Source organism: Curtobacterium sp. MCBA15_012 (assembly GCF_001864935.2).
In the GTDB taxonomy this organism is placed as follows: domain Bacteria; phylum Actinomycetota; class Actinomycetes; order Actinomycetales; family Microbacteriaceae; genus Curtobacterium.
Map to the genome: position 1 here is coordinate 2,547,015 of NZ_CP126267.1, position 15,366 is coordinate 2,562,380.

The 15,366-nt window shown below is 68.0% G+C and carries 19 protein-coding genes; 4 read left to right on the forward strand and 15 right to left on the reverse strand.

The window, feature by feature from the left end; all coding sequences use genetic code 11:
- The first annotated feature begins 72 nt into the window (after positions 1-72).
- Positions 73-648, forward strand: a complete 576-nt coding sequence (locus QOL15_RS11625; protein WP_065960723.1) for a TetR/AcrR family transcriptional regulator — start codon at positions 73-75, stop codon at positions 646-648.
- Between the two features lie 75 nt (positions 649-723).
- On the opposite strand, the gene QOL15_RS11630 is transcribed toward QOL15_RS11625, so the two are convergent.
- The 4 genes from QOL15_RS11630 to QOL15_RS11645 form a co-directional block, all read right to left on the reverse strand.
- Positions 724-1,536: an AAA family ATPase gene (locus tag QOL15_RS11630; RefSeq protein ID WP_055960810.1), complete on the reverse strand. Its 813-nt coding sequence runs from the start codon at positions 1,534-1,536 to the stop codon at positions 724-726.
- Positions 1,533-2,936 carry a Mu transposase C-terminal domain-containing protein gene (locus QOL15_RS11635; RefSeq protein ID WP_071245666.1) on the reverse strand — a complete coding sequence of 468 codons (1,404 nt, stop codon included), beginning with the start codon at positions 2,934-2,936 and terminating at the stop codon, positions 1,533-1,535. Before QOL15_RS11635 ends, QOL15_RS11630 begins: the two co-directional genes overlap by 4 nt.
- 6 nt (positions 2,937-2,942) lie before the next feature.
- Positions 2,943-3,545, reverse strand: a complete 603-nt coding sequence (locus QOL15_RS11640; RefSeq protein WP_055960814.1) for a recombinase family protein — start codon at positions 3,543-3,545, stop codon at positions 2,943-2,945.
- Positions 3,546-4,254: 709 nt separating this feature from the next.
- Positions 4,255-5,319, reverse strand: a complete 1,065-nt coding sequence (locus QOL15_RS11645; RefSeq protein ID WP_240614499.1) for a TDT family transporter — start codon at positions 5,317-5,319, stop codon at positions 4,255-4,257.
- 165 nt (positions 5,320-5,484) lie between these two features.
- Between QOL15_RS11645 and QOL15_RS11650 the strand changes: the two genes are divergently transcribed.
- Positions 5,485-6,417, forward strand: a complete 933-nt coding sequence (locus tag QOL15_RS11650; protein WP_208385475.1) for a LysR family transcriptional regulator — start codon at positions 5,485-5,487, stop codon at positions 6,415-6,417.
- On the opposite strand, the gene eno is transcribed toward QOL15_RS11650, so the two are convergent.
- The 6 genes from eno to QOL15_RS11680 all read right to left on the reverse strand — a co-directional run bounded on the left by eno (position 6,402) and on the right by QOL15_RS11680 (position 10,508).
- Positions 6,402-7,736, reverse strand: coding sequence for a phosphopyruvate hydratase (gene eno / locus QOL15_RS11655; RefSeq protein ID WP_083393829.1), 1,335 nt, complete (start codon positions 7,734-7,736; stop codon positions 6,402-6,404). The genes QOL15_RS11650 and eno overlap by 16 nt on opposite strands.
- Before the next feature lie 145 nt (positions 7,737-7,881).
- Positions 7,882-8,367, reverse strand: coding sequence for an inorganic diphosphatase (locus QOL15_RS11660; protein ID WP_055960822.1), 486 nt, complete (start codon positions 8,365-8,367; stop codon positions 7,882-7,884).
- Positions 8,368-8,393: 26 nt separating this feature from the next.
- Positions 8,394-8,765, reverse strand: coding sequence for a CrcB family protein (locus tag QOL15_RS11665; protein WP_055960823.1), 372 nt, complete (start codon positions 8,763-8,765; stop codon positions 8,394-8,396).
- Entirely contained in the window at positions 8,762-9,265 is a 504-nt protein-coding gene (locus QOL15_RS11670) for a CrcB family protein (protein ID WP_228506157.1), read from the reverse strand. Before QOL15_RS11670 ends, QOL15_RS11665 begins: the two co-directional genes overlap by 4 nt.
- Positions 9,262-10,005, reverse strand: coding sequence for a 2,3-diphosphoglycerate-dependent phosphoglycerate mutase (locus tag QOL15_RS11675; RefSeq protein ID WP_055960826.1), 744 nt, complete (start codon positions 10,003-10,005; stop codon positions 9,262-9,264). Before QOL15_RS11675 ends, QOL15_RS11670 begins: the two co-directional genes overlap by 4 nt.
- Entirely contained in the window at positions 10,002-10,508 is a 507-nt protein-coding gene (locus QOL15_RS11680) for a universal stress protein (protein WP_060915497.1), read from the reverse strand. The genes QOL15_RS11675 and QOL15_RS11680 overlap by 4 nt, the downstream gene beginning before the upstream one ends.
- A gap of 434 nt (positions 10,509-10,942) precedes the next feature.
- On the opposite strand from QOL15_RS11680, the gene QOL15_RS11685 reads away from it, so the two are divergent.
- Complete coding sequence (locus QOL15_RS11685; RefSeq protein ID WP_071282847.1) at positions 10,943-11,476, forward strand: hypothetical protein; 534 nt, start codon at positions 10,943-10,945, stop codon at positions 11,474-11,476.
- A 142-nt stretch (positions 11,477-11,618) separates the two neighbouring features.
- On the opposite strand, the gene QOL15_RS11690 is transcribed toward QOL15_RS11685, so the two are convergent.
- The gene (locus tag QOL15_RS11690; protein ID WP_071282846.1) at positions 11,619-11,945 is read right to left on the reverse strand and encodes a hypothetical protein; all 327 of its coding nucleotides are present in this window, start codon (positions 11,943-11,945) and stop codon (positions 11,619-11,621) included.
- Positions 11,946-12,284: 339 nt separating this feature from the next.
- Here QOL15_RS11690 and QOL15_RS11695 point away from each other — a divergent pair, with 339 nt between their 5' ends.
- Complete coding sequence (locus QOL15_RS11695) at positions 12,285-12,617, forward strand: hypothetical protein (RefSeq protein WP_071282843.1); 333 nt, start codon at positions 12,285-12,287, stop codon at positions 12,615-12,617.
- 52 nt (positions 12,618-12,669) lie between these two features.
- Here the strand turns inward: QOL15_RS11695 and QOL15_RS11700 are convergent, their stop codons facing one another.
- The 4 genes from QOL15_RS11700 to QOL15_RS11715 all read right to left on the reverse strand — a co-directional run bounded on the left by QOL15_RS11700 (position 12,670) and on the right by QOL15_RS11715 (position 15,236).
- Entirely contained in the window at positions 12,670-13,218 is a 549-nt protein-coding gene (locus QOL15_RS11700) for a hypothetical protein (protein WP_071245658.1), read from the reverse strand.
- A 55-nt stretch (positions 13,219-13,273) separates the two neighbouring features.
- A complete protein-coding gene (locus tag QOL15_RS11705; RefSeq protein WP_071245657.1) occupies positions 13,274-13,774 on the reverse strand; it encodes a hypothetical protein in 501 nt (166 codons plus the stop codon).
- 292 nt (positions 13,775-14,066) lie between these two features.
- Positions 14,067-14,681, reverse strand: a complete 615-nt coding sequence (locus tag QOL15_RS11710; RefSeq protein ID WP_065960721.1) for a superoxide dismutase — start codon at positions 14,679-14,681, stop codon at positions 14,067-14,069.
- 45 nt (positions 14,682-14,726) lie between these two features.
- On the reverse strand, positions 14,727-15,236 hold the full coding sequence (locus QOL15_RS11715; RefSeq protein WP_065960717.1) for a flavin reductase family protein: 510 nt from the start codon (positions 15,234-15,236) through the stop codon (positions 14,727-14,729).
- Positions 15,237-15,366 lie beyond the last annotated feature (130 nt).

The window sequence follows — 15,366 nt, forward strand, 5'->3', positions numbered from 1 at the left end:
GCAGAGCCGTGTAACATTTCAGATGCTCGCACTCGCCGTCGGGCATCCGCTGCCGTGACCTCCGGAGACCCCATGCCCAGGAAGCCCGACCCGACGCTCAAGCCCGCGATCATCGAGAAGGTCGCCCGACACCTCCTGGACACCAAGCTCGAGGACGTCTCGGTCCGCAGCCTCGGGCGGGTCCTCGGCACGAGCGCGTACCCGATCGTGTACCACTTCGGGTCGCGCGAGGCCCTCGTCCAGGCCGTCGTCGAGCACCTGTCCGCCGACGTCGAGGCCCGCACGCTCGAGCCCTGCGCCGACGCCGACGCCCTCGCCGACCACCTCGTCGCCGTGTTCGGCGGCCTCGACGTCCGCGAGCGGGCCCTCGCCGCTCGCCTGACCTTCGAGCTCGGCAGTGTCGAGTCGCTGGACGGCCGGGACCACGAGTCGCGCTGCCACCGCCGTCGCGTCGACGAGCTCGCGGCCTGGTGCCGGGCGCACGGCCGCTGCCCGGACGAGGCCGAACGCACCGCACGCGCGCTGGTCGAGGCGGCTCGCGGAGCCCAGTGGGGTGCGCTGGTCGACCCCGAGCACACCGACGTCGACGCCGCACTGCGCGCGCTCGCGCGCGACGTCACGGCCGGCGCCCGCCTGACGGCGGCCTGACCCGGCCGCTCCGCGCGGGCAGGGCTGTGAGCAGCCTCGCTCTGTGTCGTCGTTTTCGCTGCGATCGGTGTCGGGTCAGGTGGTGCCGATGACGAGGGTGCTGCGGGCGGCCTCGACGACGTCGTTGGTGATGACGTCGAGTTCGTTGATCTTCAGGACGCGTTGGATCTGAGGGAGGAGGCGCTCAAGGAGGCGGAAGTTGCCGCGGGTGATGCGTTCGACGGCGGCGATGGCTTGCGCGTCGGTGAAGTCGTCGGGGTCGAGCGTCTTGCCGAGCTTGCGCCATTGACGTTCGAGGACGAAGAGCAGCTCGTCGTGGCCGAGCGGACGGTACTGGTGGGCGAAACCGAGGCGGCTGTAGAGCTGCGGGTAGTGGCTGAACTGCTTCTCGATGCCGGGCATGCCGATGAGGATCATCGCTATGCCGGTGCGGTCGTACTGGTCGCGGAGCCACTCGATGGCGTTGCCGGTGAGGCGTTCGGACTCGTCGATGATGATCAGCTCGAGCAGGGACGGGTTGGGGCCGTGTGCGTGGTCGAAGTGGCGACCCTGGAGCAGGAGGTGTTCCTCGATGCAGCGTTCGGTGCGGAGCATGTCGTGCCGGAGGTCGTCCTGCAGGGCGCGCATCGTGGCGGAGACCTCGGGCGTGTAGAAGACGGTGCGGGCTCGGTGGGCGGCGGCGTAGATCTTCGTGTCGTCTTCGCTGCGTGCGGCCCATCTGGCGATGAACGGGCCGATGCTGTCCCAGTGGGCGTAGCGGCGTGCGGAGAGGGTCTTGCCGACGCCAGCGGGGCCGAAGCAGACGCCGATGGTGTTCTGCTTCCGGACGGCGTCGGCGAACTCCGCGAACCGACGGTGTTCCTTCGTGATGATGAACTGGCTCGTCATGACCGGTCCTCCTCGTAGGTCATCAGTCGCGGTTGATCCGGTGCCGGTGCGGGTGCTGGTGGGGTGTGATCATCGGGTGTGGGGCGGATGATCGCGATGCGTTCGCGGATCTGCCCGCGCAGGGCTCTTCGTTGCGCGTTCCGGGCGGCCTGGATCTGCTTGAGACTGATGGTCTCGGTCTGATGCGCGGTACTGATCGCGGTGCACAGGAACGCGTCGCGGTGAAAGACACGGATCTCGGTGACGTCGCGGGGGTCGTACCGGACGCTGACGGTGCTGCCCACGAAGGGTGCGAGAGTGGTTGCGGTGTAGCGGAGCCCTTCGAAGTGGATGCCGTCTCGTTGCACGACACGCGTGGTCGGGACGGTGAGCAGGAACCCGTCGAGCTGTTCGAGGGAGTCCGGCATTCGTGGCAGCCACCCGTCTGCGATCCACGCTTCCAGTGGGCTCTTCCGGAGCTCGCGGTGGATGCGGGCGTTGTAGCGGCGGATGAACGTGTTGATGGCACTGTCGACACCGGCGAGATCCAGCGCCGGCGTCGGCGCCGGCGCCGAGGATCCGGGTGCGAGGTGGCCGGGGAGCGTTGGGAGCAGCTCGGTGTTGATGGTGCCGAAGAACCGCTCGATCTTCCCGCGGCCCTGGGGGCGAGCGACCTGCGAGTGGATGATGCGGAGGTGCAGCACGGCGGCGGTGTCGCCGATTCGGTGGCTGGTGAAGTCGGACCCGTGGTCTGTGTAGAGCACGTCTGGGATCCCGCAGACAGGCCAGTCCGGTTCCGGCTTGTGCCAGATCGCTTGCCGGAGCGCGAGCGCGGTGTTCGCGGCGGATGGGGCGCCGAGGAACACCATGTACCCGCAGACCGCGCGGGAGTAGTCGTCGAGGATCACCGTCAACCACGGCCGTTCGGGCTTGCCGTCGGGTCCGACGATGAGCAGATCGAGCATCGTGTGGTCCGCCTGCCAGATCGCGTTGGGGCGATCCGCACGACGTCGGAGCAGCAGTTCGTGCTTGTCCCGATATGACGCGGGCCCCTCAAGCGCGAGCGTCACCATCCCGGGATCAAGCCCGTTCACGATCGACCGCACAACGGAGTACGACGGCGCTGAGAGACCTCGTTTGGTGCAGTAATTGTCGACCTGGCGGTGAATCGTGGCGATCGAAGGTCGTGGCTTGGTGAGTGCGAGCCCCTCAATCAGGCGCACCAGTTCCGGTGCCGTCCGTCGGGCGCCGTGATCGGTGCGGGTGCCGTCGGCGAGAGCCGGGTATCCGCCGGTTCGGTAGCGGGCCAACCAGCGTTGCAGGGTGCGCTCAGCGACGCCCGTGGTGCGGGCCAGGGTGGCGAGCGGGATGGCGTCCTCGACGTGCAGTCGAAGGATGCCCCACCGCTCGCTCGCGTCCATAGCCAGCTACATCGTTGGGGAAGGCTTGGTTCGTCGCGCCGCGACGGGCTCGGCGTGCTTCGCGAGTGCACGGTAGATGGTGGTGCGGCTAACGCCGAGCACGTCGCCGATCTGCGCGACGGTCATGTCCTGCTGTTCGTAGAGCCGGCGTGCGGTGCGCACCTGGTCCGCGGAGAGCCGAGATGGTCGGCCGCCGGTGCGGCCGCGGGCTCGAGCGGCGGCGAGGCCGGCGTTGGTGCGTTCCTTGATGAGGTCCCGTTCGAACTCCGCCAACGCGGCGAAGACGTGGAACACGAGCCGGCCGCCGGGCGAGGTGGTGTCGATGGTCTCCTGCAGGGACCGGAACCCGATGCCGCGCTCGGCGAGAGCGTGCAGCTGATCGATGAGGTGCCGGATGGACCGGCCGAGCCGGTCGAGTCGCCAGACGACGAGAGTGTCGCCGGGGCGGAGCTGGTCGAGGAGCTTGTCGAGCTCGGGCCGGTGTTGGAGCGACCCGGACATGGTGTCGACGAACACGCGGTAGCAGCCAGCGGCGTTGAGCGCGTCGATCTGCAGCGACGCGTCCTGGTCTGTGGTGGACACGCGCGCATACCCGAGAAGGTGACCCATGAAGAGAACGTAGCGAAACTCGACCAGGAGGGGTAGTGGCGGCACGTAGATTCTGGGACTGGGTTCCGCTACAAGACACGGCGCCTCGCACCCGGACTGAGCGCCGGTACGGATAGTTGTAGCGGAATCGTTCGTATTTGTTACGTCTGCCGCGCTCGCGCGGCGAGCCGGAGTGCTTGCACGGAACGGAGGTGTTGTTCCGATCGGTGGCGGCCGTTGGCGGGAGACGGATGTGGTGCTGCGATGACCGGAAGGAGTCGGGGGTGCTCGTCCAGGGTGAAGTGTCGCATGACGCCGTCGAGGGCAACGGCCCCGTACGTGACGATCGCAGTGAGAGCGGGGAGGGCCGCGAGCAGTGTGGCGAGGGCATGCCGCCCCTCGTCGATGTCCTCGAGTCGCACGCGGTCGGGCAGTTCCCATGGGACAAGGTTCCAGCGGACGTACTCGCCGCGTGCGAGTCCGGACTCGATACGGGCTGCTCGGAACGCGGCCGCGGTCGGGCCCGGGTTGTCCTCGCTGCAGATCGCTGCGTGCGCTGCGGCGATGGTCTGGGGGCCAGGCGACTGCATCAGGACCAGGACACGGCTGAATCTGCCGCCGGATCGTGGGTCGAAGCTCGGGACGAACCGTTGGCTGCCGTCGGGCGCGGTCCGCCACGTCTCCGCGAGACCGTTCAGCGATCGAACGTCAGCGAGTTCCTCGGGGGTACTCATGCCGGCTGTGGCGGTGCCAGCAGGGTGCCACGGATGACGGATCCGTGAAAGGTGCGAAGGGCAACGGTGATCCATGCGGCGACGAGGCCGGCGTAGTAGATGACGGCGAGGACGGCAACGACGGTCAGGCCTGAGTGCAGGGCGAGCCCGTTCAGGCCGGTGACGCAGGTCCCGACGGGGAACGTGAAGGACCACCAAGTCAGGCTGAACGGCAAGTGTTCGCGGGCAGTGCGGATGGTGATCGCGAGGGCGATGACGGTCCACAGCAGCGCGAAGCCGAGCATCGCGAACCCGTACACCAGCGCCACGACCAGCAGGGCATGCGCGGTACTCGCATCGACAACGGTGGGGGCGTTCGATGCGAGGAGGTTCACCGCGGTGATCGACTGTCCGACCGGCCCGAGGACGATCCACAGAGTCGGGACCATGCCGGCGGCCCCGACCTTGTGCTGCGCGAGACGGTTCCAGATCAGCGTGATCACGACCAGCGACGTGATGAGGCTGAGGCCGAAGAAGCCGTAGCAGGACCACAGCAGCGTCTCCCGCGCCTGCCCGGCGGGGGCGTACGGCAGCAGGAGCGCACCGGTGGAGGCGGACACCATCGGCGGGACGATCGGCATCAGCCAGCCGCCGAACGCGGAGTCGGGCTTGTTCTCGTGGCGGGTGAACGCCAGGTACGGCACGAGCACTGCCGTGAGCAGTCCTCCGATGGTGCCGATGGTCCACAGGACCCAGTCGATGGTGACGGCGGCGGGCAGGCCGACCCAGTCCTTGCCGAGCAGGAGTGTCCCGGCGCCGACGGTGAGGAACGCCATCGGTGGTGCGCCGTAGAAGTGCGAGATCACCGGGTTGAGCTGGTGCCCGGCTGCAGTGCTCCGGTAGCGGATCCAGTGCAGCACCGTCGCGGTCGTGAGGGCGACGAGGAGCACCGCGGCGATCGCCCACACGACCGTCGCCGCGAGGCGCAGCCCGGGGAACTGCAGCGGCAGTGACGCAGCTGCGACAGCGACGATCCCCGTGCCCATGATCGACGCGAACCAGTTCGGTGTGAGATTCGACACGATCAGGCCTGGCCGCTCCAGGTCACGGAACAACGCCGTCTGCGGCCGTTGGGGCAGCTGGCTACCGTTCGCGGGTGCAGGGTCCGTGCGGAGCGTTGTCATGGGCCAAGCCTGCGCGAATCCTGCCTCTGGCGGTACCCGGAACCTCTTGGCAGGGCACAATCAATGATTGTGGCACTACGGCGACTCACGGACCGAACCCTCGACCTCGACACACTCGACGTGCTCGCACGCGTCGCCGAGACCGGCTCCCTCTCCGCTGCCGCTGGAGCGCTCGGCGTCACGCAACAGGCAGTGTCTGCTCGGATCCGGGTCGCCGAGCGCATGGTCGGTCACTTGTTGGTGCACCGCTCGACCACGGGGTCGGTGCTGACCGAGACCGGCAGGCTCGTCGTCGGGCTGGCCGGACCGGTCCTCGACGCGTCTCGCCACCTCGAAGCAGGAGTGGCTGCGCTGCGGACTCCCACGGGTTCGCTCGTCGTCGCAGCGTCACAGACGATCGCGGAGCTGCTGCTGCCGGGCTGGCTGCTCGAATTCCGCCGCCGCGAACCCGACGTGCGGGTGCGCCTGATCGCGGGCAACTCCGCCGCGGTGACGGACCTCGTGCAGTCGGGTGGCGCGAACCTCGGGTTCACGGAGACCCCGGTGACGGCGGCAGGTGTGTCCGCGCAGGTGATCGCGGACGATGAGCTCGCGGTCGTCGTTGCGCCGGAACATCCCTGGGCTCGGTCGACCGGGATCACTGCGGAGGTCCTGGCGGCGACGGCTCTGCTCCTGCGGGAAGAAGGTTCCGGAACTCGCGCGACCCTCGCCGCATGGCTCAGGGAGGCCGGTTTGAGCATGTCGGTTCCGGCCGCGGTGCTGGAGACCACGAGCATCATCCGGGCGAACGCGCAGGCTGGAATTGCACCGGCGGTGATGAGCCTTCGCACGGTCGCCGCCGACATCAACGACGGGTCGCTGGTGCGGGTCCCGCTCGCTGGGCCGCCACTTGCCCGGCCGTTGCGGGCGATCTGGTCGGGAGAGCCTCAGCCAGCTGGTTCTGCTTTCCTGCGCGTCGCCCACGAGGTGACCGGTCGGGGTCAGCGCAGCCCGTAGGGCAGCTCCGGATTGTTCTCCGCGATCTCGGTGAGCCGGTTGTACTTGGCGACGCGTTCTCCGCGGGCGGGTGCGCCGGACTTGATCTGTCCGGTTCCGGTGCCGACGACGAGGTCCGCGATGAACGTGTCGGTGGTCTCGCCGGACCGGTGCGACACCATGCTCCGCATCCCGAGCGAGCGTGCGACGCCGATCGCGTCGAGGGTCTGGGAGACGGTGCCGATCTGGTTCGGCTTGATGAGCGCCGCGTTCGAGAGCCCGTCCTTCCCACCGTCGCGGATGCGCTGCGGATCGGTGACGTAGAGATCATCGCCGACGATCTGGAGCATGTCGCCGAGCGCGAACGACATCGCCTTCCAGCCGCCGTGGTCATCTTCGGAGAAGCCGTCTTCGATGCTCCGGATCGGATACCGGCTGATGAGGTCGCGGTAGTAGTCGACCATGCCTGCGCGGTCGAGCCGGCGGTCCACGACCCGGTAGCTACCGTCACCGAGCGCGAACTCGTTCGCCGCCGGGTCGAGTGCGATCGCGACGGTGTCCACGCCGGGCTCGTAACCGGCGGCACTGATCGCGGCGACGAGGAGGTCGAGGGCCTCCTCGGGCGCGGCGATCGACGGGGCGAAGCCGCCTTCGTCCCCGAGACCGAGACTGCCGAACCGTTCCCGGACCAGTGCCGCCAGCGCGTGGTAGACGTCCGATCCGATCCGAACCGCGTCGGTCATGGTCTCGGCGTTCACCGGGGCGATCATGAACTCCTGGAAGTCGAGCGCGTTCGCTGCGTGCGCTCCGCCGTTGAGCACGTTGAAGTGCGGGACGGGCAGGCGGGGCGTGCTGCCGGTGACGTCTGCGATCCAACGCCAGAGCGGCAGCTCCGCTGCGGCGGCGAGAGCGCGTGCCATCGCGATCGAGGTCGCGACGACACTGTTCGCGCCGAGCCGGCGGTGGTTCGGGGTGCCGTCGAGGGCAGCGAGGGCGGCGTCGGCCTGCCCGATCGAGGTCCACGACTGGCCGGTGATCATCGGTGCGACGTCCGTCGTGATGAGGTGCAGTGCCTGGCTCACGTCGCGGCCGCCGTAGCTGCTGCCGCCGTCGCGAAGCTCGACAGCCTCATGCGCGCCAGTGGATGCGCCTGCGGGGGCGTCACCGGTGACGACGGTGCCGTCCTCGAGCTCGAGACGCACCTGGATCGTCGGGTAGCCGCGGGAGTCGAGGATCCGGGAGCCGTGCAGGCTGCTGATGGTGACGGGGCGGCTGGTGTGGGTCACGTACTCGCCCTGATGGTGGGTGGTGTGGTGGACGTTGCTGATGTAGTCGTTCACGGCGGTTGTCGCCTTTCGGGTTGGTCGTGCGGGTGTGGGCCGCGGGGAGGCGGAGGGACGACCTCCTGGCGATCACTGGGCGCCAGTTGCCTCCCCACGGCGGTTCAGGGCGCGCACTGGATGGTGTCGGGTGCGCGGGTGCCGGTCAGGGGTGCGGGGTGAACCGTTCCTGTGCGGCGCGGATGATGGCTTCGGCGTCGACACGGTTCGCCCACCCGTTGGTGGTGACGTGCTTGCCGTGCTCGATCTCCTTGTAGTGGGCGAAGAAGTGCTCGATCTCCGCCAGGACCGGCTCGGCGACGTCGGAGATGTCCTGGACGTGGTCGAAGCGGACGTCTCCGGCGGGGACGGTGAGGATCTTGTCATCGCCGCCGTTCTCGTCGACCATGCGGAGCATCCCGACCGGGCGGACGTCGATGACGACGCCGGGGAACGTGGGCCGGGGCAGCAGCACGAGCGCGTCGAGGGGGTCGCCGTCATCGCCGAGAGTGTCGTCGATCGAGCCGTAGTCCTGCGGGAACACCATGCTGGTGAACACCGCCCGGTCCAGGCGGATCCGTCCGGTGGCGTGGTCGACCTCGTACTTGTTGCCGCTGCCGCGGGGGATCTCGATCGTGATGTCGAAGTGCATGAGCTGTTCGTCTCCCAGTCGGATGGTCAAGTGAGGGTGCCGAGGGTGACGCCCCCGGCGGCTGCGGCGACGGAGACGACGAGCATCCCGAGCCCGTTCACGGCAGCCGCGGTGGTGCGGCCAGTGCGTGCGAGGCGGACGGTCTCGAAGCTGGCGGTGCTGAACGTGGTGTAGCCACCCATGAGCCCTGTTCCGAGCACCGCGACGGGGGTGGCGCCGAGGTGACCGGCGGCGCCGGTGATCAAGCCCAGCAGGAACGAGCCGGTGATGTTGATCGTCAGCGTCCCGACCGGGAGCCGGAACTGCCGACCCCGGTTGATCGCACCATCCACGAAGAACCGTGCGGCCGCGCCGACACCGCCAGCGACCGCGACGCTGAGGAAGGCCAGGGCGCTCATGATGTGGCCCCGTTCGGTCGGACCAAACCCGCGATCGCGAGGCCGCTACCGGTGGCGATCGCGCCGGCGAGGACCGTCAGGAGCGCGTACCCGGTGCCGGCCAACCCGCGGCCAGCGAGGAACAACACCGCGGTGCTGGTCGCGAGGGTGCTGTAGGTGGTGAACCCGCCGAGGACACCGGTTCCCAGAAGCAGGCGCAGTGTCCGGCGGCGACCCTCGTCAGGTCCGCGATGCGCGAGGTGTTCCAGCAGCACACCCAGTAGGAGCGCGCCGGCGATGTTGATCCAGAAGATCGCCCAGGACACCTCCTGCTGAGCGGGGAACGCGGTGCTGAGTCCGTCGCGTGCGGCGGTACCGATGGCGCCGCCGAGTGCGACGACACCGAGGTACCGCCACCGCAGATGCACTGGCCGGTCGATACGTTCCGGGTCGTTGGCGTCGATGTCTGGGTCGGGCGGGAGCTGCCCATCGGGCAGGTGCGTGTCCGTTCGGGAGGTCATGTTCCACCTTCCGCAGCGACCGCTGCCGCTGCTGCTCGTGCTGCCGGATGCAGGTACTCCCCACCCCGCGGACAGAACCCACCGTCGCCGTCGAACCGGTAGATCAGGGGTTCGCCCGTGGGGAGGTTCAGGTCCGCGAGCTCACCGTCAGTTAGGCCGTCCATGCAGGCACACAGTGCCCGCAGTGAGTTGCCGTGCGCGACGACGAGCACTGTCTGCCCGTCGCGGAGTGCCGGGGTGATGCTGTGCGACAGGACGGGTTGGACCCGGCGGATGACGTCGGAGAGTGTTTCGGTTCGACGAAGTGCCGCCCACGGCAGTCCACGAAGCGCCGGCGTCCGCCGGAGCGCCAGCCACGCGCGGATCGACATGCGTGGTGGCCGTCCCGTGCGGGTCCGACGAACAGCGAAGAACTGCTCCGCCCCCAACGCCGCTTGCGCATTCTGCTTGGACATGCCGGTGAGGGCGCCGTAGTTCCGCTCGTTCAACCGCCACGTCGACTCGATCGGCGCATCACGTCCGAGGACGTCGGTGACGAGCTCCGCCGTGTGGAGCGCCCGCTCGAGCGTCGACGTGAGCACGAGGTCCGGTCGGATGCCGGCATGCAGAAGTAGCAACCCAGCCCGATTCGCTTCGGCGCTGCCCTGTTCGGTCAGCGCGACGTCTCGCAAGCCGGTGAAGGTACCGGCAGCGTTCGCAGTGCTCTGTCCGTGGCGGAGCAGAACAAGCTGGCCGGTCACGGGGTGTCCCACGGCAGTGGGGCATCGAACCCGACCGGATCAACGGGCACTACGAGCACTGAACGGTGCTGCTGATGGGTCAGCCGTACCGCGACCGACCCCGTGAAGAACTCCGCGATTCGACCCGCTCCCGTCCTGGCCCCGACGACCAGCATCGCCGCGTCGCGGTCTTCGGCCACTTGCGACAGTGCCCGGCTCGGATCCCCGACACCCGGGACGAACGTGACGTCGACGCCGTAGGTCGTTGCGGCAGCACGTACTGCCGCCTTGTCACTGTCCGACAAGCCCTGCGGTGTCGTGTCAGCGGTGTCAGGGTCGATCGGTTCCACCATCACCGACCCGTCCGAGCGCGTACCGGCATCGAAGAGCGATGCATCCACGCTGACGCACACCAGCGTCGTACCGAAGCGCCGCGCGATAGACGACGCAACCTCGATGACCCCCGGAGCGAGGCCGGGCAGGACGCCGACGACGACCGGTCCGGAACCGATTGGTGCTGTCATGACACTCCCTACCTCAGGCGCGCAGAAGCGCGACCAGCTGAGATAGGGACTGTTGTCGACAACTGTCGAGGTTGGGTCCGGCAAGCCCCACTACCGGGTCCGAAGACACCACCATTATGCACCCGAACCCCAAGTCACGCGGGCCGTCTCGCGCACCCGCGACGTCCCGACACCGAAGGAAGCGATTCCGACGACACGGAGCGAAGCTGCCCACACTCAGGGAGTTGCTGGGTTCCGTCTCTCAGCCCGGGGCCTCCGAGCCTGTACCGGTGAACGACCGACTATCGGACGGTCGTTTGCGCATTCCGCGGCAGTATCCGTTTGCGTGACGAGCACGGCGAGACGAGCGATGTTGTGCGCGTTCGTCGACGAGGAGTGGAACAATCCGTCCCCCGAATGACGACGCGAGGACATCGGACCGACAAGATGGTTCGATGGCCTCGCAGTCGAACACGTCAACCGTCGGGCAACGTCTCGGCGCGCTGGCAGTATTCGTTGCGGTCATCCTCGTCCTCGCAGGTGTCGCGGCCGGTGGCGCGTACTGGGGTGTGTCGGCGCTGACCAACGGGCTCAAGGAAGCAGCCACGCCAGCGCAAGCCGGCGCGTACGGAGCGTGCGACGAACACTCCCCGTGGTCCTGCCGAGCGGTGCCACAACGCACCGTCGAGAACCGGTTCGGGCAGACCGTGCCCGACGACTGGACAGTCCTCACCGCGGAAGCAGAGCCCATAGCAGCCGTGAGCGGCACCCCACAGATCCAAGTGTTGCTGGAAGCGCCTGCCGGCTCTGACGTCAGCTCCTGGCTGGCACTCGTCGATGACGTTCACACCACTGCCACCACTTCAGAGGCACCACCTCTGAAGGACCTTGGCATGACTTCCGTCCGCGGTGGGACGAGGGACTTCACGAAGGTGTACTCCGGCGACTACGACGACCACATCTACGTCTGGGCATACAAGCACCTGTAGTGCGGCTCCGCCGCATACCCTGCCGGCATGTCCCCGCTTCTCGAGTCGAGGCTGCAGGGCTGCCAATCCCGCTCGGAGAACTCTGGCGCGCTGGATGTCACGCCGAGCGCGGAAGTCCTTCGTTGTGTCGATAGCCGATCGGCTACCGGGCGGTCCTCGTCTGGACGAACAGGGAGAGGCCGAACACAAGCACTCCCAGCCCGAGCGGGGCAAGGATGACCAGGAACGGCGCCCCCGCTCCTTCGGCAGCGAGCATCATCGCGACCCAGAAGAACGCGATGATGCCCGTTCCCGCGCTCACCGCCCCGAAAGTGATCGCAGTGCCCCATCGCGACGCGTCCGAAGACAACGGGACGACCAGCAGACTGCAGACGAGTGCTCCGACGATGCCCGGCACGATGCAGGACCAGAACGCAGCGTCCGCCGAAGCCCACTGGTCAGGGCCTGCTCCCGTCCAATGCACGGGCACGCGAGAAGGAGGGTCTGTCCATGCCAGGCGGAGAGCGATCACTGACGCTGGAGCAAGCCAGGCCAGCAGCGCAGCCATGACAAGCGCAGCACTCACGCGCGACCGTGGCTTGATGACGCCAGAACTCGACACTCCTGCACGGTATCGCTGCCAGACGTGCCCGGTAGCCGATCGTCAAGCGGACGGGCCGGCCTGAGGGACGAGACCTCTTCTCTGCGGTCGCGAGATCGCATGAGCACCTCGTTGCCGTCGTGCGGGTCGCGCGGATCACCGACGGGCATGAGCTGTCCGTCCGGAGCACGCAGAGCCTCCGCTGGGCGCAGGCATTAGCTTCGAGTGGTGGACGAGATCCTCAAGGTGTCAGAAGTCATCGCCCTGCTGCGGCCGATGTTCCAGGTCATGCTCACGACCCCTGAACTCGCGACGCTCACGCTGGAGATCGTGCCGATCGACGACGTCACCGGCTCAGCGCTGGACGGGGACGATCTCGTCGAGCAGAACAGTGCCGTGGTCCGCTGGCGCATCATGCGCGAACGCGGTTGGTCCGGCGGTTTGTGGGTCGAGGACGGTCTCGACGCCCTCGTTCGCAATGTGCAGAGTGATCTCCAGGACTTCATCGCGGAGAGCCGATTCGGATGGGGTCAGCTCAGAGGGCCTCACGACCTCCCGTGATGTCGACCTGGTCGACGAAGTAGCCCAGTCAGGACGCCCGGTGTTCGACCGGTTATCGCTGCTGCTGCCCCCGAGTGAGAGCGATCCGTGAGCGCACGGCCTCGACGCACTGCTCCAGCGAGTCTCGGTCGGTGTGCAGCGTCAGGTCAGCTTCGATTCGAGGCAGCTCATCCCCCCAGCGGTCGTAGACCGCGCGCAAGTGATCCTCTTGACGCGAAACTCCGCGGCTCGGATCGGCCAATGCTCGCTTGAAGGCGACTTCGAACGGTGTGGTCGTCGCGATCGTCAGCGATGGCACTCCGTCTGGTGCTTGCCGGAGCAGTTTCCGCACCTTCTCGCTCGTTCCGACGCCTTCGACGATGACGCAGCTCATCCCCGCGCGGAGCCACAGCCCCACGACTGTCTCAGTAATGCGATGGGCAACTTCCCAATCCGCGAGCGTAGGTAGCGCCATCGACGCGATCAGGTCCAGCTCAACCGCGGCAACTTGCTCGCCCTGCGCGCGAAGCGCATCGCTGAGAGCGGAGCTGAGAGCGCTCTTCCCTGACGCTTGTGGCCCCGCGATCACCACGTAAACAAGGGGTCGAGTACATGTCGTCATCCCGGCAGCGTGCTCGACAGACGCCAGGCCCGCAAGAGTCTCGACAACCGATCGGCTATCGGACACCGAATCGGGCCCAGGAGTCGGCGGGTAGCTCCGGCTGGCCTGGGACGGCGTGGTGCTCGAACGTGCACGTCGGGTCGATTTCGGTCGCGACCGTGCGCCAGAACTTCGCTGCTACTTCGTTGCGGTCCTGGTAGGCCACCGCCCATCTCCCCGGGTGCGCCGCGGTCAGTTCCGTCACGGCGGCACGTCCGATGCGAGAGCGTCGTGCTCCGTGCGCGATGAAGAAGCTACTGATGATGTGTTCCTCTTCGTCGAGTCCGCGGAGGACCGCGAGTCCGACCGGGTGCGGTCCGAGGTGGAATACGTGTGCCGACCAGCCCGGCTCCGCAAGGCCGGCGTCGAGTCGTTCTTGGCGGAAGCGGCCGCGCTCATCGGGGAGCGTGCCGGTGAACGCGGACATCTCGTGCCGGAACATGGTCCAGAGCTGTTCGAGCTGATGGCGGTGTCGTTCGTCGGCGGTGGTGATGGTCAGGGGCGTTGGGGTGCTCATACAAGAAAACCTCCGCCGTGGTCGGCGGAGGTTTCGTCGCTGACAGTATATCGCCCCGTCCGGCACCCGATCGGCTACCGGGACGCGATCACGACACAGAGCGAAGCGAGAAGGACGACACAGAGCGAAGCTGCTCACAGGCAGGGCCCGGCCGGCCTGACGGAACGCGACCCGGTCAGTGCACCCGGGTCGCGGTCGTCACGCGCCACGACGACGGACGGGAGGCGCGGTGCCAGCCGGCACCGCGCCTCCCGTCCGTGGTGGGTCACCCGAGGCGACCCGCCGGGTCACGTCAGAGCGTGACGAACGACTGCGACTTCGCGTTGGCGAAGCGCGCCGCGACGTTCTCCCAGTCGACGATGTTCCACACGGCCTTGACGTAGTCCGCCTTGACGTTGAGGTAGTCGAGGTAGAACGCGTGCTCCCACATGTCGAGCATGAAGATCGGGACGACGCCGAGCGGCACGTTGGCCTGCTGGTCGAACAGCTGGAACGTGACGAGCTTCTGGCCGACCTGGTCCCAGGCGAGGACGGACCAGCCGGAGCCCTGGATGCCGTTCGCGACGGCGGCGAACTGGGCCTGGAACTGCTCGAAGGAGCCGAAGAACTCGTCGATCGCGGCGGCGAGCTCGCCCTCCGGGACCTTCGTGTCCGGGCCGAGGTTGGTCCAGAAGATCGAGTGGTTGACGTGGCCGCCGAGGTGGAAGGCGAGGTCCTTCTCGAGCTTGTTGATCGCGCCGAAGTTGCCGGACTCGCGCGCCTCGCCGAGCTGCTGCAGCGCGGTGTTCGCACCGGTCACGTAGGCCTGGTGGTGCTTGTCGTGGTGCAGCTGCATGATCTTGCCGCTGATGTGCGGCTCGAGGGCGGCGTAGTCGTACGGCAGCTCGGGCAGGGTGTACTCAGCCATTGCGAGGTCCTTTCGATCTGGGGTTGGCGGTGTGGGCTCCGCGGCTCAGGAGAGCCGGGAACGTTCGGAGAGGGAGTGGAACTCCCGGTTGTGGTAGACGAGCGGCTCGCCGTGCGCCTGGCCGACGACGATGTCGAGGACCTCGGCGACGACGACGGTGGACGAGCCGATCTCGGTCGTCGACCGCGGGCGGCAGCGCAGGGCCGTCGCGGCACCCGGCAGGTAGCGCTCGCCCGACGGCAGGGTGCCCCACATCGGGTCGTCGGCGGCCGGGCTCCCGGTCGCGGCGAACCGCTTCGCGAGACCGACGCTGAGCGAGTCGACGAGGTGCACGACGAAGACGTCGGCGCCGAGCACGACCCCGGCCGAGCCGGACTTGGTCGACAGCGAGAAGACGAGCACGGGCGGGTCGACCGCCACGCTCGCGACGCTCGAGGCGGTCAGGCCGGTGGGTCCGTCGGGGCCCTCGGCGGTGATGACCGCGACACCGGCAGGGTGACCGCGGAAGGCGGCCTTGTACGCGTCGGCGGTGGTGGCCGGTGCTTCTGGGGGCATGGCAGTCGTGGGGTTCCTCCGGGTGGGGTGGGCCGCGGCTGCGCGGCCACGTCCCAACGTAGGACCTCAACCGTGGTTCAGGTCAACGATTCCCAGGTTCGTCCGATCCCGGGCGTGCCGGAGGGCCTGA